The organism is Rhizobium sp. 2MFCol3.1 (assembly GCF_000377565.1).
Taxonomy (GTDB): Bacteria; Pseudomonadota; Alphaproteobacteria; order Rhizobiales; family Rhizobiaceae; genus Rhizobium.
The window spans coordinates 107,058-127,893 of the sequence record NZ_KB898353.1; the positions used below are offsets into that span (position 1 = coordinate 107,058).

Here is a 20,836-nt window from a genome sequence, read left to right on the forward strand (position 1 = left end):
AACTACCCTCGGCTGGGGAACTGACCGAAAATGAGCGCAGGTAAAACACCTTCAGATTCTCAGGATCAGTCAGGCGAACTTGTAATGGGTGATATCGATATTCGTTTCTACTTGTCGATCCTGCTAAGGCGACTGCCGCACATCATAATTCTCACCGTGATCACGACAGCGATTGCGTTGGCGGTTGCTCTTCTGATGCCGAAGTCCTACCAGTCAACAGCGAAAATTCTCGTTGAAGCGCCGCAGATACCGACCAATCTCGTCAAGTCGACGGTACCCACCAGCTCGCTGGAGCAGTTGCTGATCCTGCAGCAACAGATGACGACGGGCGACAATCTGGTGCAGCTCGCCGGCAAGCTGGATGTCTACGGCGTCGACCAGAACGAGCTTTCAAGGGACGCGCTAATCAAGGACATGCGTTCGCGTATCACCTTCGATCAGTTGCCGCTTGGCGACGGCGCGACAACAGTTTTCAGCGTAGTCTTCGAAGCCGGAACGCCGGAATTGGCTGCTAAAGCCGCCAACGAACTCGCATCGTCGATCCTGCTTGACAACCAGCGCCAGCGTACCGACCGCGCCGGCGATACGCTGCAATTCTTCAACGACGAGGTCAAACGGCTCGATGTCGAGCTGAACCGGATCGAGGCCGAGCTCCTCAAATTCAAGACCGAACACAAAGACACCCTTCCCGAAAGTCTTGAATTCCGTCGGCAGCAACAGGCGAGCCAACAGGAGCGCCTGGTGGCGCTGGAGCGTGAGGAAGCAGACCTTCGCGCGCGGCGAAGCCTGCTTGCGGAAAACGCCATCACCACAGGCAATGTCGGTCCGCTGAGCACCGAACAGCAGATGCTGCTGGATCTGAACAGGGCACTCGCCGAACAGTTGGCGATCTTCTCGGAAGACAGCCCCAATATCGTCAACCTGCGTGCCCGCATCGCAGCCCTGCGCGGCCGAGGTTCGGCACGGACCACCGGCGAGGCCGGCAAGCAGGGCGCGTCGGCTCTCGATCTCCAGCTAGGCGATATCGACAAGCGACTGGAGGCGATCGAACGCGAACGTGCGGCCCTGACACAGAGCATCGCCGATCTCACGAAATCAGTCAGTGAAACCCCCGCTACGCAGACGGCGCTGAACGTCATCGAGCGCAATCTCGGAAATATCCAAACACAGTACAACACCGCCATTGCACGGCGGGCGGAAGCATCGCTTGGTACGCAGATCGAAGCGCGCTCGGACGGCGGACGCTTCTCCTTGCTTGAAGCCGCAAAGCCGCCGGAAACGCCGGTAAAGTCGAAGCGCCGGATAATCGTGCTTGCCGGTGGTCTCGGTGGGATCGGCCTCGGCCTCGGCGTCACCTTCCTGCTCGAAATGATGAACCGCACGATCCGCAGGCCATCGGAACTGAGTCAGCTGCTGCAGCGTCAACCGCTCGGCGTGATCCCCTATATCGCGTCACCAGCCGACGCGAGCGGCGGTTTCTACAACAAGAGGTTCGCGGCCGCGGCCGTTTCGGCCAGCGTCATCCCCGCCGTCCTGCTGATCGTCCATTACTTCTACGCGCCGCTGGCGAACGCTTTTCAAAGGCTGCTATCGGGCTTCATGAAGCCCGGCTCGATGTAGCGCGAAACCACTGAAAACGTTCAGCTGCATCGAACAAGAGAGTTAAGGCAAACCCTATGGAACAGACTCTGGTATCGTCGTTTTCGCAAGCGCTCCAGGAGAAGAATAACATGTCCACAGCGCCTTCGCGGGAAATCAGCGAGTTAGCCTGGGAGAAGCTTCAGTCGTTCACCCCGGATGCGAGCCTGGTCGCGAAAAACCGGATCGTGACGGTCAATCGCTCCGATACCGCGCATACCGCTTTCGACATGATGCGCACCAAGATCTTGCAGAACATGCGGGAGAACAATTGGACATCCGTGGCCATTACCTCGCCGACGCCGGGCTGCGGCAAGACCTTCACCGCGCTCAACCTCGCCTTCAGTCTGGCGAACCAGAAGGATTGCCGCACCGTGCTGCTCGATCTCGACATGAAGCGCCCGCAGGTCGGCAAGACCTTGGGAATGCGTGATGCCGCCTCGATGGAATCCTTCCTGCGTGGCGAGCTGCAGGCCGACGATATCTTCAGGCGCCACGGCAACAATCTCGCCATTGCCCCCAACAAGCAGTCCGTGCAGTTTTCCGCCGAGCTTCTCCAGAGCGCAGCCGCCACGCAGGCCCTGCAGGACATGCGGGAACGCATGCGCCACGATATCGTCATATACGATCTCCCGCCGATGCTTTCGACCGACGACGTGCTGGCGTTTCTGCCGAATGTCGATTGCATCATCCTGGTTGCCGCGGCCGAGCAGAGCACGCTCAGCGAAATCGACATTTGCGAACAGACGCTTAGCGAAAAGACCAACGTGCTCGGCGTGGTGTTGAACAAGTGCAAGTTCAGCGCGGAAAAGTACGGGTACTGATCGCACCGGGCAGGCGTGGCGGCAAACGGATCAGCTTATTTTCGCTGCAGGTTGATCTCGCTTGTCACGACCTGCTTGCCGGATGCGGGGTCCTTGTCGACCGTTCGGATCCGCAGCGCGTTTGCGCCGGAGCGCTGGATCGTCATGGTCGCGCTTCGGTCGCCGTTGACAATCCTGGACCATGTGACGCCAAGCTCGATGGCATCGCCCCGCCTTGCGCCGCTGAGTGAAGAAACCCTACCCGAGGGACCAATGTACCGGCCGGCATAGTTGCCGCCCGCAGCCCTCAGCTGCGCCGATACGGCGCGAGAGACGACCAGCATCCCCGTACACTTGCCATCCATCGACAGCGCTTCGCCGTTGGCTTTCGATTGGAAGCTGCAGCTCAGATTGATAGGAGACGAGGCCGTTGTCCGCTTCATCATTCCGCTGCCGGTCCAATTGCCGACGAGTGATTGGAGGAACGGCGCCTCACTCGCGGATGCGCCTCCGGCCCAGCAGACAACGAGCATGCACAAGGTAAGGCGATATACCCCCATCACATCCTCCCAAAGCTCAATCCGGGAGAATGCGTGAGTGGCGTCAATGTTCCGCGTTATTGTCAACCGCGGATACAAAAACAGCGAGCGACGCGCGCCTCGATCAGACGATCGAAAGGCTGAGGCGCGTTTCATTCCCGAGCACGATGTCGATCGGGCCGCGCGACGTCAGCTCGATCGCTCCGCAGAGCGTGCCCGTGGTGATCAGCGCGCCCTTCTTCAGCGACGTGTGCGGGCGCAGCTTGTCATTGGCGTAGGCCAGCAGCCATACCAGCACGTCGTCCTTCGGATGGCGCGCCAGGGCGTCATAGATCACCTGCTCGCCATGCGTCACCTTGAGCGTTGTGTTGCCAATGGTGTCGACGATGCTTTTCGGCAGTGTGGGACCCAGAACATAGCCCTTGTTGCCGATGCGTTCGGCCAGATAGAGCAGGAAGGACACTTGTCCGCTTTCCACGATGCTGCTGGCCAGAAGCTCGGCGCCGAGATGGCATTCTGCGATCGCCGCGACGATCTCCTCGCGAGTGTAGTCACCGTTCTGACGGACCGGGAGATCCTGTCCCAGGCGGACTGCCACTTCTGCCTCGAACTTCATGCCCGGACGCCAGGAAATCGATGCGCCGGAGACGGCCTCGAAATAGGGATGCAAGGGCGCGAGGACAGGCTCGCCCGACGGCGACATGGCCACCTTCCAGGCGTGCGTGGATATGCGCTCATCGGCGGCAAGAAAATTCTGCGCGTCCATCGCTTCGCGCAAAGTCGCGGGCAATACAAAGTCCGCCGTCGGTGCCTTTTCGCCTGCCTTTTCAAGGCCACTCAAACGCGCGGCCAGCGCCCGCGGATCGAAACCCTCGCCGGATGAAACTGTCATGTCGTGCTTTCCTCACCTGGTATGAAATGCGCCTCAACTCTACCGGCATTCATAGATGGCGCAAAGAGGCGATCCGGAAAGAGTCTTATGCGAGCGCGGCGTACCAGCGCCGCCGATACTCAGGCAAGCGAAAGATCTCGCGCGGCGGAAAATGCTTCTTTTTACCTGTCATCGGAGCAATTCCGGTGAGAAGTGCGGCACCTGCGCTCGTGCCCGTCGAGCCGGGAACGGCGATCACATCCCGGCCGGTGAGCGCCGCGACGACATCGAGATAGGTCTCGTTCAGCGAAAACGGCCCCTCGATCACAACGGGCCCGCCGGCGCCGATCAAGCCCAGGCACGCCTCGGTCATCAGCGCCAGGTAGAGGCAGACCGCCGCGTAACCTTCACCAGCGCTCGCCGCCTCCGCGTTGATCCAGCGTCGCTCCTTGCCCGGAAAAGGCCCCGACCCGGGCGCCACGTTCGGCAAGAGCATCATGCCATTCTCGATGACGCCAGGCATGGCCGCAACCGCGTCCTCGACCACCACAGGACCGATCTCGGCGGAAAGAATCTCGAACTCGCGCCCGCCCATGAACCGAGAGGACGGAACCGCACGCCCGTAGGCATCGACATTGGCAAGCGTATCGCGCTTCGGATCGAGATGGTCGAGATCGCCACCCACACCGAAGTTGACCACCCACGTACCCGTCGAGACGACCGCGAACGGGGCTTGCCGGCTGACCAGATGCGGTAGCAGCGAAGCGTTGGAATCGTGGATGCCGCAATAGACGGGAACGGATTTGGAAAGCCCGATCTCCTCAGCGATTTTAGGCAGCACTGGTCCGAGCGCATCGAAAGCCGACCGGATCGGCGCCATCAGCGGTCTTATACCCAACGTGTCGACGAGACTGGAGTAGCTCGATGCGCGCGGGTTCCACAAATCCGTGTGGCAACCGAGCGACGTCACCTCGTTTACCGAAACACCTGTCAGCCGCGCCGCCCAATATTGAGCATAAGTGACAATCGTCGCGACGCCCGCGAATGCCTCTGGAAACACCGTCTGCTGATAATGCAGCTGCGCTCCGATGTTCAGTCCCATCGACTGGCGCGGCGAATAGGTCTCGTCGAATGACGGGCGCAGCGCCGTGTAGGCGTCGATAATCTCGCGTGGATACTCGTGCTCATAATCGAGCACCGGCATGGCGAGCGCCCCATCCGCAGCAAGCAAAGCGGCGCTGGCACCATGGGTCGTGATCGAGATCGCATCGAAGCCGGGCGAAACCGCAAACCGCTTCAACGCATCGAGCGCGAAAGCCCACAGCGCGTCCACGTCATAATGCGGATAGGGATCCGACTTGATCACCACGTTCGGGGTCTTGACGACCGCGACCTCGGCGCCGGTGGCGCTGTCGAGCACGACGACCTTGGCATTCGTCTTGCCGATATCGAGAACCGCGACGCGGGCGTAGCTCTGGCTTGATGTCATGGCATATGAAAGACGGTGACGAGGTCGGTCTGGACGGGCGAATTATCCGGATTTGTGACCATGATATCACGCATATGCGCCCACCAACGCTTCATCACCGGATGCTCCGGCAGACTCGACAGTGTGTTGTCGCTTGTTCGTGTCAACACGCCGAACAGCGTATTCGTCTCGAGGTCGAGATGGATCGAGTAATCGCTGGCGCCGGATTGGTGCAGCAGCTCGACCAGTTCCGGCCAGATTTCGTCGTGGCGCTTGATGTACTCGACTTCCATGCCGGGATTGAGCGTCATCTTGAAGGCGTGTTTTTCCAGCGTCATTTCGAACTCATGGCTTTGATGCGGCGAGCGATGATCGGGATCGCGATGGTGATGATCAGCAGCAGGCCGATGAAGATCGACATGACGATGCCGGGAACGTTGAGCAGACCGAGGCCGAAGGTGACGAGACCCATGACAAAGGCCGCGATCACAACGCCGCCGATCTTGCCAGAACCGCCGAGGATCGAGACGCCGCCGAGAACCACCATAGTGACGACCTCAAGCTCCCAGCCCTGCGCGATTGACGGGCGCGTCGAGCCCAGCCGCGAGGTCAGGCAGACCGAGGCGATGCCGCTCATCACGCCCGTCAGCATGAAGAGAATGAACTTCACTCGCTCGACGGGGATGCCGGAGAAGCGCGCGGCGAAGTCGTTGTTGCCGATCGTGTAAACTTGGCGGCCGAAATTGGTGGCGTGCAGCAGGATGGCGAACAGGATCGCCAATACGATGAAGAGCACGAACTCGAAGGAGAAGACCCAGACGACGTATCCCTGGCCGAAGAAGGCGAAATCCTCGGGATAGTTGCCGTAGGCCTGATCGCCCAGCACGATGTAGGAGATGCCGCGAAACAGGCTCATCGTGCCGATGGTGACGACGATGGAGGGAAGCTTCATCACCGATACGAGGAAACCGTTGAACATGCCGCAAAGCAGGCCAACGCCGACGCCGATGGCGACGAGGCCGGGCGCGCCGACACCAGCTTGAGCAGCAGCGCCCATGGCCGTCGAGGCCAGTGCGATGATGGCCGCGACCGAGAGATCGATCTCGCCGGATATGACGAGCAGCGCCATGGCAAACGCGATCATCGCCTTTTCGGTGAAGTTAAAGGTCGCGTCAGAGAGGTTCCAGGCATCCAGGAAGTAGGGTGACGCCAGCGAATTGAAGATGAAGATCACGACGGCGACGCCGAAGAGCAGCACTTCCCAGCTGGACATGATCCGCTTGAATGGCGTTCCCAGGCGATCCGGGATGACGCGCTTTTCGGCGAGTGTGGAAACGACGGTGCTCATGCTGCCACCTCTGCTGGGGTCTCTGCCGCGGCCTTGTCGCGCAGGATGATGCGGCCACGATTGCGCTCGCGCCTTGCGTTGAAGACGACGGCGAGAATGATGACGGTGCCGGAGATCGCCATCTGCGTGAAGGGCGAGATGCCGATGACGGGAAGCGCGTTCTTGATGACGCCGAGGAAGAGCGCGCCAAGCACGGTGCCGAGCACCGATCCGACGCCGCCTGCGATCGATATGCCACCGATGACGCAGGCAGCCACGCTATCGAGTTCGAAACCGTTGGCGATATCGACATAGGCGACCGCGTAACGCGAGACCCAGAGGTAGCTCGCAAGGCCGGCGAGCGCGCCCGACAGAACGAAGGCCAGGAACTTCGTCCAGCCGACATCGATGCCGGCATAGACCGCCGCTGTCGGATTGCCGCCGGCGGCATAGGTGGAGCGGCCGAACTGGGTGTATTTCAGCACGACATAGATCAGCGCGACGATGATGATCGCAGCCCAGCTGAGCACCGGCATGCCGAGAACGAGGGTGCGGGGAACGTTGAGGAAGGTCGGCGTCATCTGATGCGCGTTGACCCACTCACCGCCCGAGAGCACGAAGGCCATACCGCGATAGATGGTGAGCGTGCCAAGCGTCACGACGATCGGCGGGATCTCGAGCGCCCAGACGAGGAAGCCATTGATAGCGCCGAGGCAGGCACCAATCAGGACCGCAGCGAGGATCAGGACGAGCAGCGGCAGATCCGGATGCGCGGCATTCAGCATCGCGATCGCCATGCCTGTGAAGGCGAGATTGGCGGCAACCGACAGGTCGATCGACTTCGTCAGGATGACGGTCATCTGCGCCAGCGCCAGGATGATCAGGATCGACGTGTCGTTGAAGATGCCGGCGAGGTTTCCAGGTGTGGCAAAGCCGTCAGCGCGGGTCGAAAAGGCGGCGATCATCACCGCGATGATGATGAAGAGCAGCGTTTCGCGTTTTCTCAAGAGTCTGGACATGCTGGTTACCTCAAGCGTTACCGGTGGCGGCGCGCACCAGCGTTTCCGGCGTCAGGTCCTTGCGCTCGAAGAGGCCGGCCGACAGCCCTTCCTTCATGACAAGCACCCGATCGGACATTCCGATGATCTCCGGCAGTTCAGACGAGATCATGATGATGGAGAGGCCCTCGGCGGCGAGCTCGCTGATGAAGCCGTGAACGGCGGCCTTCGAGCCGATATCGATGCCCTTGGTCGGTTCGTCGAGAATGATGACCTTGGGCATGGTCGCCAGCCACTTGCCGATGACCACCTTCTGCTGGTTGCCGCCCGACAGCGTTCCGACTGGAACCGAAAGTGCCGCCGCGCGCAGATCCAGTCGCTCGGCATATTTGCGCGCCAGCGCGAACTCATTGGCCACCTTCAGGAAGCCCTTGCGTGAGGTGCGCCCGAGCGATGGCAGCGTCATGTTCTGGTAGATCGGCATCGGCAACGCCACGCCGTGGCGGCCGCGCTCTTCCGGCACGTAGACGATGCCGGCCCTGATGGCGTCGAGCGGCGAATTGATGCTGATCTCCCGGCCATCAAGCGTGAGCTTGCCCGACAGCGGCTTGGTGATGCCGAACAGGGACTGACAGAGCTCGGAGCGGCCGGCGCCGATCAGGCCGTAAATGCCGAGAATTTCGCCCTTTCGCAGCGTCAGCGAGATATCGCGGAATTCGGTCTGGTGACAGTATTTATCAACCTGCAGCACCGGTCCGCCGATCGCGACGTCGATCTTCGGGAATGCGTTCTCCACATCGCGGCCGACCATCATGCGAACGATTTCGTCCTGGGGTGTGGCTTTCAGATTGCCGTGGCCCACGGCGCGCCCGTCGCGGAAGACGGCGAAGTTATCGGCGATCTCGTAGAGCTCGTCGAACTTGTGGCTGATGAAGAGAATCGCCTTGCCCTGAGCCTTCAGGCCTTCGACGATGCGGAAGAGATCGTCGATCTCCTTGCGCGACAGGGCAGCGGTCGGCTCGTCCATGATGACGATGCGGGCCTCGATCGACAGTGCGCGGGAAATCGCCACGAGGTGGCGCTGCGCGATCGAGAGGTCCTTCAGGCGGATCGTCGGATCGATATTGCTTTCAAGCGAGGTGAGCAGCGCCTTGGCGCGGCTGTTCATCAGCTTCCAGTCGATGGTGCGGAAGCGCGTGCGCGGCGCATGGCCGAGGAAGATGTTTTCGGCAACCGTCAGTTCGTCGAAGAGCACGGTTTCCTGATGGATCGCGGTGACGCCGGCATCGATCGCTGCCTGCGCATTGGCAAATGTCGTCGGCTTACCATCGACGAGGATTTCGCCTTCGTTCGGGCGGTAGATACCGGTCAGGATCTTGACGAGGGTCGACTTGCCAGCGCCGTTTTCGCCGATCAGCGCGGTGACCTTGCCGGGATAGAGCGCGATGCTGACGTTATCGAGCGCCTTCACGCCAGGGAAGATCTGCGAGATGCCGCGCATCTCGAGAATTGCGGGTACGTCGTTTGTCGCGACGCTTGCAACAGGGTGTTGAAGGGCGTTGTTCATCAGCGCTTACCAGTGTTCATTGGGAAGGGCCCGGCGGCAGTGCCGCCGGGTTTTGTCTGTCCACGAAAGGCTTAGAAAACCTTCGAGAACTGGTCGATGTTCGACGCATTGTAGATGAACGGGTCGGCCATCGCGGCTTCGCCCTTGTCGTCTACCTTGATCTTGCCCATGCGGCCGGCTTCGATTTCGGTGCCCGGTGCGCCGGTCGCGTCACCCTTTACGAGGTGATAGGCGATCTGCGTTGCGGAGTAGCCGAGGTCGATCGGGTTCCAGATCGCGAATTCCTTCGTAGCACCCGACTTGATCGCACCGGCCATTTCGGACGGCAGGCCGAGACCCGTGACGTAGACCTTGCCGACGAGACCCTTGTCTTCGACGACCTTGGAAGCGGCCAGAACGCCGACTGTCGTCGGAGCGACGATGACCTTGACGTTCGGGTTGGACTTCAGGAGGCCTTCAGCTTCACGGTAGGACTTGTCGGAGAGGTCGTCGCCGTAAACGGTGGTGACGAGGTTCATGCCGGCGAAGTCCTTGAGCTGCTTCTTCATCTCACCGATCCAGATGTTCTGGTTCGTGGACGTCGTGGTTGCGGACAGGATCGCGAAGTCACCCTTGCCGCCTTCCAGATGATCCTTGACGAGCGTCAGGCACATCTTGCCGATCAGTTCGTTGGACGATGGGTTCAGCTGCAGGATGCGGCCGTCCTTGTTGACGCCGGAATCCCAGGAGATGACCTTGATGCCGCGCTGCTTGGCCTTCTTCAGGGCCGGGATGACAGCGTCAGGATCGTTGGCTGAGATCGCGATGGCGTCAACGCCCTGTGCGATCAGCGAGTTGATGACTTCGATCTGGCCTTCGGCCGTCGTCGAGGTCGGGCCGGTGTAGATGACTTCCACGCCGCCGAGTTCCTTGGCTGCTTCCTGGGCGCCCTTGTTGGCGGCTTCAAAGAAGCCGTTGCCGAGCGACTTGACCACGAGGCCGATCTTGATGTCCTTGGCGCTTGCAGCACCTGCCATCAATGCGACGGCAAAGGCGACGCCCACCGCCAGTGTCTTTGCGAGTTTCATGCTTTCTTCCTCCCACGTTGATTGACTTGACTACATCCTGCCGGCGCCGTTCAGGCGACCGACGAGGAATCCTCCCTTGCCTGCGAGACCATGCTCGCAACGACGAGCTTGACGCCCGCATCCTCGATCATCCGCACCGCCTCGTCGGAGACCCCCTCGTCCGTGATCACCGTCGTGACGCGATCGAGCCCACACAAAATGAGACTCGAGCGGCGATGAAACTTGCTGGAATCGACCATGACGATCAGCTCGTCGGCCTGATGCATCAGCTTCTGCTCGCTCTGGATGATCTGCGCATCCGCTTCCATGATGCCGAGCGGACCGACGCCCTGCGCACCGATGAAGAAGCGCCGCGCATAGAAATTGCGGATGGCGTCATTGTCGAACGGCGACAGGATGAGGCTCTGCTCGCGATAGATCACGCCACCCGGAACCGTCACCGTGTTCTTCGAGTGCTTGACCAGATGCTCGGCGATCGCGAAGGAATTGGTCATCACCTGCATGCGATGCGCCGCCATGAAATGCACCATCTGGAAGGTGGTCGTTCCACCATTGATGATGATGGCATCGCCAGGATCGCAGAGATCGACAGCCGCGCGCGCAATTGCGCGCTTTTTATCGGAATTGACTGATTCTGAAACCCTGAAAGGCCTCCCGGCGAGATTGCCGAGCTGCGGCGGATGCACGGCTTCCGCCCCGCCGCGCACGCGCCGGATCTTTCCCTGCACGTGAAGCGCTGCGATATCGCGCCGGATCGTCGCCTCGGAAGCCTCGGTCAGCTCGGAAATATCCTGAACCGTCACGACCGACTTTTCCTGTACGGCGCTCAATATGATGCGATGGCGTTCGCGTTCGTGCATGGGTTCCTCCTGCATCGTTTATTTCGCAGTTGTGACTATGTGTCAATCATAAGCGATCACATTTTTCCATATTGCGTTGCAACATAATCGTTTTTGATCGTTTTCGATTGACAGCGCCGCTTTTGATGAGCGATACCGTCACCGCAAAGGGCGTATTACTCATTTTCGCGTCCTGAAGAATTCTACATGGGAGGATGACATGGCGGCAACCGTCCGGCTTCTGGATAACCGTTGGGATGACTCGTACGCTGCAGGGCTGGATGAGCCTGGAAAGCTGCTCTATCGCTCGAACCTGCTGGGTGCCGACAAGCGCATCACCAACTATGGCGGCGGCAATACATCGGCCAAGGTCATGGAAACGGACCCGCTCACCGGCGAAAAGGTCAAGGTTCTCTGGGTCAAGGGTTCAGGCGGCGACGTCGGCACCATCAAGCTCGACGGCTTCGCCACTCTCTATCAGGACAAGCTGGATTCGCTGAAGGGCATCTACAAGGGCGTTGAAGACGAAGACCGCATGGTCGGCTTCCTTCCGCATTGCACCTACAATCTCAACAGCCGCGCCGCTTCGATCGACACGCCGCTGCATGGTTTCGTGCCCTTCACGCATGTCGACCACATGCATCCCGACGCGATCATCGCGATCGCTGCTTCGAAGAACTCCAGGGAACTGACACAGCAGATCTTCGGCGCTGACATCGGTTGGCTGCCCTGGCGCCGCCCGGGCTTCCAGCTCGGCCTCGACCTTGAAGCCTTCGTCAAGGCGAACCCGAATTCCAAGGGCGTCGTCCTCGAAAGCCATGGTCTCTTCACCTGGGCCAACGATGCCAAGGCCTGCTACGAGCTGACGCTTGAGATCATCAACAAGGCGATCGTCTGGTTTGCCGAAAAGACCGAAGGCAAGACAATCTTCGGTGGCGCGGCCACGCAGAGCTTGGCCGCCGAACAGCGCCGCGCCATCGCCGCCCGCCTGATGCCCGAAATCCGTGGTCGCATCGGCAAGGCAGAGCGCAAGCTCGGCCACTTCGACGATCAGGACGCCGTCCTCGAATTCGTCAACTCGAAGAACTTGGCACCGCTCGGCGCGCTCGGCACCAGCTGCCCCGACCACTTCCTGCGCACCAAGATCCGCCCGCTGATCGTCGATTTCGACCCGGCAAAGCCCGATGTCGATGCGATCGTTGCCGGCCTCGACAAGGCGCTGGAAGATTACCGCGCCGACTACGCGCGCTATTACAACGACTGCAAGCATGACAATTCGCCCGCCATGCGCGATGCGAACCCGGTCATCTTCCTCGTTCCCGGGGTCGGCATGCTGTCCTTTGCCCGCGACAAGGCAACGGCGCGTATCGCCAGCGAGTTCTATGTCAACGCCATCAACGTCATGCGCGGCGCGTCGACCGTTTCGGAATATCAGGGCCTGCCTGAGCAGGAAGCCTTCGATATCGAATACTGGCTGCTCGAGGAAGCCAAGCTTCAGCGTATGCCGAAGCCGAAGAGCCTCGCCGGCAAGGTTGCCTTCGTCACCGGCGGTGCCGGCGGCATCGGCCGTGCGACGGCGGCCCGGTTGATCGGCGAAGGTGCCTGCGTGGTTCTGGCCGATATCGACCAGGAAGCGCTCGACAGCACCAAGGCCGATTTCGCCAAGCAGTTCGGCGCCGATGCAGTTCGCGGCGTCAAGCTTGACGTGACCAAGGAAGACGGCGTGATCTCGTCCTTCGCGGAATCCTGCGTCGAATTCGGCGGCGTCGATATCCTCGTCTCGAACGCAGGTATCGCCTCGTCCGCGCCGATCGAAAGCACCGAGCTTTCGATGTGGAACAAGAACATCGACATTCTGGCGACCGGTTACTTCCTGGTTTCGCGCGAAGCCTTCCGCCTGTTCCGCAAGCAGAACCTCGGCGGCAACGTCGTGTTCGTCGCCTCCAAGAACGGCCTGGCATCGTCTCCAAACGCTGCCGCCTATTGCACGGCCAAGGCCGCCGAAATCCATCTCGCCCGTTGCCTGGCGCTTGAGGGCGCGGAAGCCGGCATTCGGGTCAACACCGTCAACCCGGATGCGGTCCTCCGTGGATCGAAAATCTGGAACGGCGAGTGGCGCGAGCAGCGTGCGGCATCGTCGAAGATCGAGATCAACGAACTGGAGGAGCACTACCGCAAACGCTCCATGCTGAAGCTCAACGTATTCCCTGAGGACATCGCCGAAGCGATCTACTTCCTGGCGTCCGATTTCTCTGCAAAGTCTACCGGCAACATCATCAACGTCGATGCCGGCAACGCGCAGAGCTTCCCGCGCTGACCGCTACCGCCGGAGGATCACCCATACCGCATGGATGATCCCCGGCACGTAGCCGCACAGCGTCAGCAATATGTTTAGCCAAAACTGCAGGCCGATACCGACCTGCAGGAACACGCCGACAGGTGGCAGGATGATCGCGAAAAGAATGCGTATGATGTCCAAGGTCGCCTCGTTATTGATTTAGGTATTTCACGCATCGAAACGCGGACAGGAGCCGTTTGGTTCGATGCGAAGAGGGAGGAAATGATGGCCGAAACCAAGATCGCGCAGGATGTGATTGCGCAGGAAAACGACAAGCGCGCATCCGCGCTCAAATCCGATTACGAAGCGCTGGGCGCCAATCTGTCGCGCCGCGGCGTGGACATTGAAGCGATCACGCGCCGCGTCTCCGAATTCTTCGTAGCCGTTCCCTCTTGGGGTGTCGGCACCGGTGGCACGCGCTTTGCCCGCTTCCCCGGCACCGGCGAGCCGCGCGGGATATTCGACAAGCTGGACGATTGCTCCGTCATCAACGAACTGACCCGCGCAACGCCGAACGTCTCGCTCCACATTCCGTGGGACAAGACAGACGTCAAGGAATTGAAGGCGAAGGGCGATCATCTCGGCCTCGGCTTCGACGCGATGAACTCCAACACCTTCTCCGACGCGCCCGGCCAGGCTCACTCCTACAAGTATGGATCGCTCAGCCACACCGACGCGGCAACGCGCGCGCAGGCTGTCGAGCACAACATCGAATGCATCGAGATCGGCAAGGCGATCGGCTCCAAGGCGCTGACCGTCTGGGTTGGCGACGGCTCGAATTTCCCGGGCCAGAGCAACTTCACCCGCTCCTTCGAACGCTATCTCGCCTCGATGGCCGACATCTACAAGGCGCTGCCCGACGATTGGAAGCTGTTCTCCGAACACAAGATGTACGAGCCGGCCTTCTACTCGACGGTCGTGCAGGATTGGGGCACCAACTACCTGATCGCTCAGACGCTCGGGCCGAAGGCGCATTGCCTCGTCGACCTCGGCCACCATGCGCCGAACACCAATATCGAGATGATCGTCGCCCGCCTGATCCAGTTCGGCAAGCTCGGCGGCTTCCACTTCAATGACTCGAAGTATGGCGACGACGACCTCGATGCCGGTTCGATCGAGCCTTACCGCCTGTTCCTCGTCTTCAACGAGCTGGTCGAGGCCGAGCGGCGCGGCGTCAACGACTTCAATCCGGCCCACATGATCGATCAGTCGCACAATGTGACCGACCCGATCGAGAGCCTGATCAATAGCGCCAACGAAATCCGCCGCGCCTATGCGCAGGCGCTGATCGTCGACCGCAAGGCGCTGGCCGGCTTCCAGGATGAGAACGATGCGTTGATGGCGACAGAGACGCTGAAGCGCGGTTATCGCACGGATGTCGAGCCGATCCTGGCGGAAGCACGCCGTCGTGCCGGCGGCGCGATCGATCCGGTCGCCACCTACCGTGCCAGCGGCTATCGCAAGAAGGTTGCCGCAGAACGCCCGGCATCGGTCGGCGGAAGTGGCGGCATCATCTGAGGCAGACTTGTTCGAGCCGCCGCGACAATCGCGGCGGCTCGAATTTTAATCAGACTGCTCCGCGCGTCTCGACATAGAGCGCATAGACCGAGTGGCTGGACGCCATGTAGAGGCGGTTCTTCTTCGGACCGCCGAAGACGAGGTTGGGGCAGCGTTCCGGCAGCTTGATGAAGCCGATCGCTTTACCGTCCTTGTTGAAGATCTTCACGCCGTTGAGGTCTTCCGGCTTTGCGCCGGCAGCACCCGAAGAGCCCCATCCGCACCACAGATTGCCATCGACATCCACGCGGAAGCCGTCGAGGCCGCCATTGTCGTCGGCGGTGATCAGCGCCTTCTTGTTGGACAGCGAGAAACCGTCCTTGCCGACATCATAGGACCAGATGATCCGATAGGGCTGGGCGCGGCCTTCGACGATGTAGAGCTTCTTTTCATCTTCCGAGAACGCCAGGCCGTTCGGCCCCTTCAGATCGTCGGTAACGAGGTTGAGCTTTCCATCAGGCGAGATGCGATAGACAGAATGCGGCAGTTCCGGTTCGGCCTTTTCGCCTTCCCATTCGCCGGCGATGCCGAAGGTTGGGTCGGTGAACCAGATCGAGCCGTCCGACTTGCAGACGATGTCGTTCGGCGAATTGAGCTTCTTGCCCTTGTAGTTGTCGGCCAGAACCGTGATCGAGCCGTCATATTCGGTGCGGGTGACGCGGCGCGTCAGGTGCTCGCAAGAGAGAAGTCTGCCCTGCATGTCGCGGGCATGGCCGTTCGAATAGTTCGAATTCGGGTTGAAGACGCTCCACGTCTCGTTCGTCTCGTCATACTTCATGACCCGGTTGTTCGGTATGTCGCTGACAAGGAGATAACGACCATCACCGAACCAAACCGGGCCTTCCAGCCAGCGGGCGCCGGTGGCGACCTGTTCCAAGGAGGAGCTCGCGACGCGATATTTGGCAAAGCTCGGGTCGAGAACCTGGATGGCCGGATCGGGATAGATCGGCGATGGGGTGAAGCCGATCGACTGTGCGGCTGCGACCTTCGGCAGAACGGCACCCACCAGCGCAGCTCCGGACATGGCAATGACGTTGCGGCGTGTGTAAACCACTAGGCATCCTCAATATGATTTGTTTCAAATGGACCCACGAGATCGCGGGAGTATGATCAAAAATGATCGCGCCCATGTAGAGCGACCTATGCGTGTGCCGCAATGACACATTTGAACGGATTCTCCGACTGGTTAACGAGCCGTAACACCATCACGGGCGCCGAGCACTGTCGTCACGAGTAGCGGCGAAGGAAAATTAGCCTGTAGAAATATGCATTTTTGCGCACTTAAGCGATGAATTTGACAAATGGTATCCCTACGACCGATTCTCCGTTTCGCGACCCGGGAGAGTCAGGCTTTCTTAACGGTGAGCGCCTAGGTTGAAATCACCCAATCGAGATTAGCGCTCGATTTATGGCGCATGACGCGTCTGTTCACGACAAACTTTTTTCATTCTTTTTACGCTCGATCGGCTCGCCCCCTGCCGTTCCCATCATTTCCAAGGTGCCTCATGTTGAAAAACCTGAAGATCCAGACAAAATTCCTCATCGCAATTGCGCTGCTTGGCGTCGTTTCGCTGGCTGGCTTGATGTATCTGACCAACAAGTTCAGTTCGGCCAATCAGCAGTATACCGGCTTTCTTCAAAACGAGAGCCAGGCAGCGACGTTCAGCGCCCGTGCTGCGGCCGGTGTCTGGACATCGACGACATGGTTGAGCCGCGCCGTTGCCCAGGAGCCGGGATCGGCCGCTTTCAACGACATCTCCAAGCGGTTCTCGACCGAATACAACGGCGCGCGCCAGCGTCTCGCGCAGGTTTCCGAACTTGTGCCGAGCCGCAAGCCGGCTATCGATGATCTGCTTGTCGGCGCCGACGCGCTCAAGGCGCTTGGCGACCAGCTTCTCGCCGCACGCGCCGCAAACAACGCGGCCGAGACCCAGCGGCTTTCAACGCAGCTTGACGAGACGATCATTGCCCTGTCGCCCAAGTTTGGCGCCAACAACAAGGCAATGGCCGATCTACTGGAACAGGGCGGGAGCGCGCTCTCGGCCTCGGTCTCCGCGACTATCTTCTACACCATCGTCGGCCTTAGCCTTGGCGTTATCGCCGCAATCGCTTTCGCGATGGTCATCGCACAGAAGGGCGTGACCGCGCCGATGGCGAAGCTTCGTCAGCGCATGGAAACGCTGGCCTCCGGTGACACCGGTGAGGAAATCCATGGCCTCGACCGCCGCGACGAAATCGGTCAGATGGCTGCCGCCGTTGCCGTGTTCCGGACCAATGCGATCGACCGCATGCGTATCGAACAGCAGGCCGAGGCCAACCGCTCGATGAGCGAAAGCGAGCGCCTCGAGCGCGAAGCCGAGAAGGCCAACGAAGCCGCCAACCTGCATCGGGCCGTCAAGGCTCTTGGCGGTGCGCTGGGCGATCTCGCCAATGGCGACCTGAACTGCCAGATCGACACGCCGTTCACCGGCGACCTTGACACGCTTCGTCAGGACTTTAACGCCGCGATCGCCAAACTGCACAATGCGCTGCAGGCCGTTGGCGCCAACGCGAGCGCCATCAGCGCCGGCTCGAGCCAGATTCGCGCCTCCGCCGACGACCTCTCCAAGCGCACCGAGCAGCAAGCGGCTTCCGTCGAAGAGACCGCAGCGGCGCTGGAAGAGATTACCACGACCGTCAAGGATGCCGCCGGCCGCGCAAGCGACGCCAGCCAGCTGGTCGCCAAGACGCGCGAAGCCGCCGAACGCTCCGGCGAGGTCGTTCGCAACGCCGTCACCGCGATGCACCTGATCGAGCAGTCCTCGAACGAGATCAGCAACATCATCGGCGTGATCGATGATATCGCGTTCCAGACCAACCTTCTGGCTCTCAACGCCGGCGTCGAAGCCGCCCGCGCGGGCGATGCGGGCAAGGGCTTTGCCGTCGTCGCTCAGGAGGTGCGCGAACTGGCACAGCGCTCGGCGCGCGCCGCCAAGGAGATCAAGGCTCTGATCACCGCCTCGGGTTCGCAGGTCGAGTCCGGCGTGGAGCTGGTCGGCGAAGCCGGCAAGGCTCTCGATGCGATCGTCGCCGAAGTGCAGGAGATCAATCGCCATGTTCACGCGATCGCCGAAGCCTCGCGCGAGCAGTCGCTTGGCCTGCAGGAGATCAACACGGCCGTGAACACCATGGACGAAGGCACGCAGAAGAATGCCGCCATGGTCGAGGAAACGACCGCGGCCAGCCACAGCCTAGCGCATGAAGCCATGGCGCTGGCGCAGCTGATGTCCCAGTTCAAGCTGGACGGCGCTGCCGTTGCCAACCAGGGGCGCCCGAGCTTCGCCAAGCCTGCGGCGACAACTGCCAGCCACGGCCCCGTCGCCTCGCCGGCACGGCAGCTGGGCCAGAAGTTGACCAATGCGTTTCGCGGAAACGCCGCGCTCAAGCAAGAGCCGGAATGGTCGGAATTCTGAGCTAGGTCACTTAGGAAACGGAGCCCAGAAGGCTCCGTTTTTATTTGGGCGCAACGCACGGCCATTGATCGCCACAAACAAAAAAGCCGCCGCCAATGTGGCGACGGCTTTCGGGGGGCAGGGAAGCCCAAGGCGTTAGCAATAGCTGCAGACAGCAGCCGGATTGCTCTTGATGACGTCGATAAATTTCTTGACCGGATTGGCGCGCTGTTCGCGCTTCACCGCCGCAGTCTCCAGGAGCCGCTTGAAATCTTCAAGCTTCACGCCATCGGCGCGCATCACCATGGCGATCAGGGGGTCGCGAAGGGCTTCGGATATCGTCAGGTCGTCTCTGGTCTTTCTCATGGCTCAGTCCTCCTTTCGTGGGCGGTCGCCCGTGTTCCACTTCGGCCGCGTTGCCCTCTCGGCAATTGACTTCCGCGAAAAGTGGTGTTACCGGTAAGTAACAATGCATTTGTTACCGATCGGTCACATGGATGTCAAGGACATTGTCCGCAGAAAAATCAAAAACTTCGACAGCTCTTCTGCCTGCAGGAACCGATGAAAAGATCCCTCCCCGGGAACGTATCGTCTCGACCGCGGCAGAGCTTTTCCGTGAGCACGGGATCCGTGGCATCGGCGTCGATGCCATCGCCGAAGGCGCTCTCACCAACAAGATGACGCTCTACCGGCACTTCGGATCGAAGGACGAGCTGGTGTGCGAAACGCTGCGCCGCGCCTCCGAAAAGGCCGAGGCGATCTGGCGTGAACTGGAAGCCACGCACCCCGACGATGCCCGCGCTCAGCTGCTTGCCTGGATCGAGCTCAGGACGCAGAGCCTTTGCGGCGATCAGGTCGGCTGCGATCTGGCAAACGCCGCGATCGAGCTCAAGGGCGAAGGCCACCCGGCCTATAGCGTCATCGAACGCCACAAGGCGGAGCAACGCGACAGGCTCGAGGCGCTCTGTCTCGCCGCCGGCGCGCGTGAACCGCAGCTGCTGGCAGACACGCTGACCCTGCTTCTGGAAGGCGCCCGCGTCACCCGTCAGTCAATGGGCAAGGACAACTGTTGCGGCCACTTTTCCAAGGCGTGCAACGCCGCTGTCGCGGCGTTTGCCTGAGCGCCAGTCCCTAAGCTTGGAACTTTCGTGAGGGAAACTCGTTTTCAACCAGATGTGGAAACACGGTTGAGCGAGAAGATGAACTACATTTATCTCCATCGCCTGTATGCCAAACGGGCGGAGCTTGAGTCCAAGCTTGAACTCTACGACGCGCGCGATTGCTTCGGTGACGAGGATGTCAACGACGGCACTGATCGTGAGTTGCGTTCTCGGATCGAGGAAATCTCGGCGGAGATCGATACGCTCGAACATTCCCGCGTTGGCTAAAGTTGCCCGCTAGCGGCCAGCATCCAGCAATTCGATCGTGCGATGATCGAACGCTCCGTCGTAGAAATGATCGATCACCCGATGGAAAGGCGATCCATGGTCGCTGACCGCCGCAAAAAGCGTCATCGACGATCGCAGCTTATGATCATCGGGAGAGCCGAAGACCTCATGCGCGGATTTTCCATCGATCGATAATACGGCTTCGACGCAGCGCAAAAGGCGGGCGCCGAGAATGGGATCGGCCAGATAGGCCGAAGCCTCGCCGGCCGAGCGAATGGCATATTTCTCCGCCATTGACGACGTGCCGAGACCTGCCATCTGCGGAAAGATGAACCACATCCAGTGCGAGTGCTTGCGGCCATTCCTGAGCTCTGCAAGCGCGCGATCGTAGACTCCGTTTTGAGCTTCGATAAAGCGATCGAGATCGTAGTCGATATCACCGGACATGATGCCCTCCCCCGACTAGAACTATGTCACGATCGCTGTTTCTCCAGTTTAAGCCGGAAGAACTCAGGACAAGTCCTCAGCAGGACTTGTCTGGATACGGGCTATGCTCCCGGCAATAATCCAGCGACGGGCCGGAATCCGAGATCGCTCCTACAGGGGCGAGATCGACAGCCGATGCCGTCGAGGTGTTCATATGCGCGACATACCCCGCCGCGCCAAGAACCAGCAGGGCTCCAACGATCATAAACCGCTCCGACACCGATGGCCGGCTGGTTGCCTTGATGTGTTCCACGTATTCGCGCTCGCCCATACCGTCCAACTCTTCGTCCGTTGCATGATGATGGACCGTGTCGCCGCGAGGGGCGCTCCAGCTGTCTACATCTCTCATTGTCTTGCTCCTGAAATCCGCGCGAGGTGCCTACAACATCCCTCGACCCGTGGCGTCTTTCGCGCATTCCCGATATGTGGTGGCAACCGCCACGGTTGAAGGCCGGATACGCAAACTCAGTGTTCATAAAATCGAACCAATCGGTTTGATCTGGCTTCAAGGGCTTGGCA

21 protein-coding genes are annotated in these 20,836 nt (G+C 60.4%); 7 read left to right on the plus strand and 14 right to left on the minus strand.

The features are described from left to right. The first annotated feature begins 84 nt into the window (after positions 1-84). Both D460_RS32355 and D460_RS0100505 read left to right on the plus strand, forming a co-directional pair. Positions 85-1,620, plus strand: a complete 1,536-nt coding sequence (locus D460_RS32355) for a Wzz/FepE/Etk N-terminal domain-containing protein (protein WP_018896521.1) — start codon at positions 85-87, stop codon at positions 1,618-1,620. A 110-nt stretch (positions 1,621-1,730) separates the two neighbouring features. Beyond that, positions 1,731-2,462 (plus strand): CpsD/CapB family tyrosine-protein kinase, encoded by a 732-nt coding sequence (locus D460_RS0100505; protein ID WP_245267694.1) that lies wholly within the window; start codon positions 1,731-1,733, stop codon positions 2,460-2,462. 35 nt (positions 2,463-2,497) lie between these two features. Here the strand turns inward: D460_RS0100505 and D460_RS0100510 are convergent, their stop codons facing one another. The 9 genes from D460_RS0100510 to D460_RS0100550 form a co-directional block, all read right to left on the minus strand. Beyond that, complete coding sequence (locus tag D460_RS0100510; RefSeq protein WP_245267695.1) at positions 2,498-2,887, minus strand: hypothetical protein; 390 nt, start codon at positions 2,885-2,887, stop codon at positions 2,498-2,500. A 217-nt stretch (positions 2,888-3,104) separates the two neighbouring features. After that, positions 3,105-3,872, minus strand: a complete 768-nt coding sequence (locus D460_RS0100515; RefSeq protein WP_018896524.1) for a hypothetical protein — start codon at positions 3,870-3,872, stop codon at positions 3,105-3,107. 85 nt (positions 3,873-3,957) lie between these two features. Beyond that, complete coding sequence (locus D460_RS0100520; RefSeq protein ID WP_018896525.1) at positions 3,958-5,340, minus strand: FGGY-family carbohydrate kinase; 1,383 nt, start codon at positions 5,338-5,340, stop codon at positions 3,958-3,960. Continuing rightward, complete coding sequence (rhaM, locus tag D460_RS0100525) at positions 5,337-5,657, minus strand: L-rhamnose mutarotase (protein ID WP_018896526.1); 321 nt, start codon at positions 5,655-5,657, stop codon at positions 5,337-5,339. Before rhaM ends, D460_RS0100520 begins: the two co-directional genes overlap by 4 nt. After that, positions 5,654-6,667, minus strand: a complete 1,014-nt coding sequence (locus tag D460_RS0100530; RefSeq protein ID WP_018896527.1) for an ABC transporter permease — start codon at positions 6,665-6,667, stop codon at positions 5,654-5,656. The genes rhaM and D460_RS0100530 overlap by 4 nt, the downstream gene beginning before the upstream one ends. Further along, entirely contained in the window at positions 6,664-7,665 is a 1,002-nt protein-coding gene (locus tag D460_RS0100535) for an ABC transporter permease (RefSeq protein WP_018896528.1), read from the minus strand. The genes D460_RS0100530 and D460_RS0100535 overlap by 4 nt, the downstream gene beginning before the upstream one ends. Positions 7,666-7,675: 10 nt before the next feature. Continuing rightward, the gene (locus D460_RS0100540) at positions 7,676-9,211 is read right to left on the minus strand and encodes a sugar ABC transporter ATP-binding protein (protein ID WP_018896529.1); all 1,536 of its coding nucleotides are present in this window, start codon (positions 9,209-9,211) and stop codon (positions 7,676-7,678) included. Between the two features lie 71 nt (positions 9,212-9,282). After that, the gene (gene rhaS / locus D460_RS0100545) at positions 9,283-10,278 is read right to left on the minus strand and encodes a rhamnose ABC transporter substrate-binding protein (protein WP_018896530.1); all 996 of its coding nucleotides are present in this window, start codon (positions 10,276-10,278) and stop codon (positions 9,283-9,285) included. A gap of 50 nt (positions 10,279-10,328) precedes the next feature. Continuing rightward, on the minus strand, positions 10,329-11,138 hold the full coding sequence (locus D460_RS0100550; RefSeq protein ID WP_018896531.1) for a DeoR/GlpR family DNA-binding transcription regulator: 810 nt from the start codon (positions 11,136-11,138) through the stop codon (positions 10,329-10,331). Positions 11,139-11,337: 199 nt separating this feature from the next. Between D460_RS0100550 and D460_RS0100555 the strand changes: the two genes are divergently transcribed. Continuing rightward, on the plus strand, positions 11,338-13,434 hold the full coding sequence (locus tag D460_RS0100555; protein ID WP_018896532.1) for a bifunctional rhamnulose-1-phosphate aldolase/short-chain dehydrogenase: 2,097 nt from the start codon (positions 11,338-11,340) through the stop codon (positions 13,432-13,434). A gap of 3 nt (positions 13,435-13,437) precedes the next feature. Here the strand turns inward: D460_RS0100555 and D460_RS34740 are convergent, their stop codons facing one another. Next, positions 13,438-13,596 (minus strand): YqaE/Pmp3 family membrane protein, encoded by a 159-nt coding sequence (locus D460_RS34740; protein ID WP_018896533.1) that lies wholly within the window; start codon positions 13,594-13,596, stop codon positions 13,438-13,440. A gap of 84 nt (positions 13,597-13,680) precedes the next feature. On the opposite strand from D460_RS34740, the gene rhaI reads away from it, so the two are divergent. After that, positions 13,681-14,973 (plus strand): L-rhamnose catabolism isomerase, encoded by a 1,293-nt coding sequence (gene rhaI / locus D460_RS0100565; protein ID WP_018896534.1) that lies wholly within the window; start codon positions 13,681-13,683, stop codon positions 14,971-14,973. Between the two features lie 49 nt (positions 14,974-15,022). Here the strand turns inward: rhaI and D460_RS0100570 are convergent, their stop codons facing one another. After that, positions 15,023-16,066 (minus strand): SMP-30/gluconolactonase/LRE family protein, encoded by a 1,044-nt coding sequence (locus D460_RS0100570; protein WP_018896535.1) that lies wholly within the window; start codon positions 16,064-16,066, stop codon positions 15,023-15,025. A gap of 451 nt (positions 16,067-16,517) precedes the next feature. Between D460_RS0100570 and D460_RS0100575 the strand changes: the two genes are divergently transcribed. Then, a complete protein-coding gene (locus tag D460_RS0100575) occupies positions 16,518-18,464 on the plus strand; it encodes a methyl-accepting chemotaxis protein (protein ID WP_018896536.1) in 1,947 nt (648 codons plus the stop codon). A gap of 135 nt (positions 18,465-18,599) precedes the next feature. On the opposite strand, the gene D460_RS0100580 is transcribed toward D460_RS0100575, so the two are convergent. Beyond that, positions 18,600-18,809, minus strand: coding sequence for a hypothetical protein (locus D460_RS0100580; RefSeq protein ID WP_018896537.1), 210 nt, complete (start codon positions 18,807-18,809; stop codon positions 18,600-18,602). A gap of 131 nt (positions 18,810-18,940) precedes the next feature. On the opposite strand from D460_RS0100580, the gene D460_RS0100585 reads away from it, so the two are divergent. Beyond that, positions 18,941-19,564 carry a TetR/AcrR family transcriptional regulator gene (locus tag D460_RS0100585; RefSeq protein WP_026282638.1) on the plus strand — a complete coding sequence of 208 codons (624 nt, stop codon included), beginning with the start codon at positions 18,941-18,943 and terminating at the stop codon, positions 19,562-19,564. Positions 19,565-19,642: 78 nt separating this feature from the next. Further along, positions 19,643-19,831 (plus strand): hypothetical protein, encoded by a 189-nt coding sequence (locus D460_RS0100590; RefSeq protein WP_026282639.1) that lies wholly within the window; start codon positions 19,643-19,645, stop codon positions 19,829-19,831. A gap of 9 nt (positions 19,832-19,840) precedes the next feature. Here D460_RS0100590 and D460_RS0100595 read toward each other — a convergent pair whose 3' ends face one another. Beyond that, entirely contained in the window at positions 19,841-20,278 is a 438-nt protein-coding gene (locus D460_RS0100595) for a DUF1810 domain-containing protein (protein WP_018896540.1), read from the minus strand. Positions 20,279-20,354: 76 nt separating this feature from the next. After that, the gene (locus tag D460_RS0100600) at positions 20,355-20,666 is read right to left on the minus strand and encodes a hypothetical protein (RefSeq protein WP_018896541.1); all 312 of its coding nucleotides are present in this window, start codon (positions 20,664-20,666) and stop codon (positions 20,355-20,357) included. Positions 20,667-20,836 lie beyond the last annotated feature (170 nt).

Bases quoted from the DNA above. Each gene is read 5' to 3' on its own strand.
- rhaS (WP_018896530.1), bottom strand. From the start codon at position 10,278: ATGAAACTCGCAAAGACACTGGCGGTGGGCGTCGCCTTTGCCGTCGCA.
- D460_RS0100550 (WP_018896531.1), bottom strand. From the start codon at position 11,138: ATGCACGAACGCGAACGCCATCGCATCATATTGAGCGCCGTACAGGAA.
- D460_RS0100600 (WP_018896541.1), bottom strand. From the start codon at position 20,666: ATGAGAGATGTAGACAGCTGGAGCGCCCCTCGCGGCGACACGGTCCAT.
- D460_RS0100585 (WP_026282638.1), top strand. From the start codon at position 18,941: ATGTCAAGGACATTGTCCGCAGAAAAATCAAAAACTTCGACAGCTCTT.
- rhaM (WP_018896526.1), bottom strand. From the start codon at position 5,657: ATGACGCTGGAAAAACACGCCTTCAAGATGACGCTCAATCCCGGCATG.
- D460_RS0100520 (WP_018896525.1), bottom strand. From the start codon at position 5,340: ATGACATCAAGCCAGAGCTACGCCCGCGTCGCGGTTCTCGATATCGGC.
- D460_RS32355 (WP_018896521.1), top strand. From the start codon at position 85: ATGGGTGATATCGATATTCGTTTCTACTTGTCGATCCTGCTAAGGCGA.
- D460_RS0100505 (WP_245267694.1), top strand. From the start codon at position 1,731: ATGTCCACAGCGCCTTCGCGGGAAATCAGCGAGTTAGCCTGGGAGAAG.
- rhaI (WP_018896534.1), top strand. From the start codon at position 13,681: ATGGCCGAAACCAAGATCGCGCAGGATGTGATTGCGCAGGAAAACGAC.
- D460_RS0100590 (WP_026282639.1), top strand. From the start codon at position 19,643: ATGAACTACATTTATCTCCATCGCCTGTATGCCAAACGGGCGGAGCTT.
- D460_RS0100595 (WP_018896540.1), bottom strand. From the start codon at position 20,278: ATGTCCGGTGATATCGACTACGATCTCGATCGCTTTATCGAAGCTCAA.
- D460_RS0100535 (WP_018896528.1), bottom strand. From the start codon at position 7,665: ATGTCCAGACTCTTGAGAAAACGCGAAACGCTGCTCTTCATCATCATC.
- D460_RS0100515 (WP_018896524.1), bottom strand. From the start codon at position 3,872: ATGACAGTTTCATCCGGCGAGGGTTTCGATCCGCGGGCGCTGGCCGCG.
- D460_RS0100510 (WP_245267695.1), bottom strand. From the start codon at position 2,887: ATGATGAAGCGGACAACGGCCTCGTCTCCTATCAATCTGAGCTGCAGC.
- D460_RS0100580 (WP_018896537.1), bottom strand. From the start codon at position 18,809: ATGAGAAAGACCAGAGACGACCTGACGATATCCGAAGCCCTTCGCGAC.
- D460_RS0100530 (WP_018896527.1), bottom strand. From the start codon at position 6,667: ATGAGCACCGTCGTTTCCACACTCGCCGAAAAGCGCGTCATCCCGGAT.
- D460_RS0100555 (WP_018896532.1), top strand. From the start codon at position 11,338: ATGGCGGCAACCGTCCGGCTTCTGGATAACCGTTGGGATGACTCGTAC.
- D460_RS0100575 (WP_018896536.1), top strand. From the start codon at position 16,518: ATGTTGAAAAACCTGAAGATCCAGACAAAATTCCTCATCGCAATTGCG.
- D460_RS0100540 (WP_018896529.1), bottom strand. From the start codon at position 9,211: ATGAACAACGCCCTTCAACACCCTGTTGCAAGCGTCGCGACAAACGAC.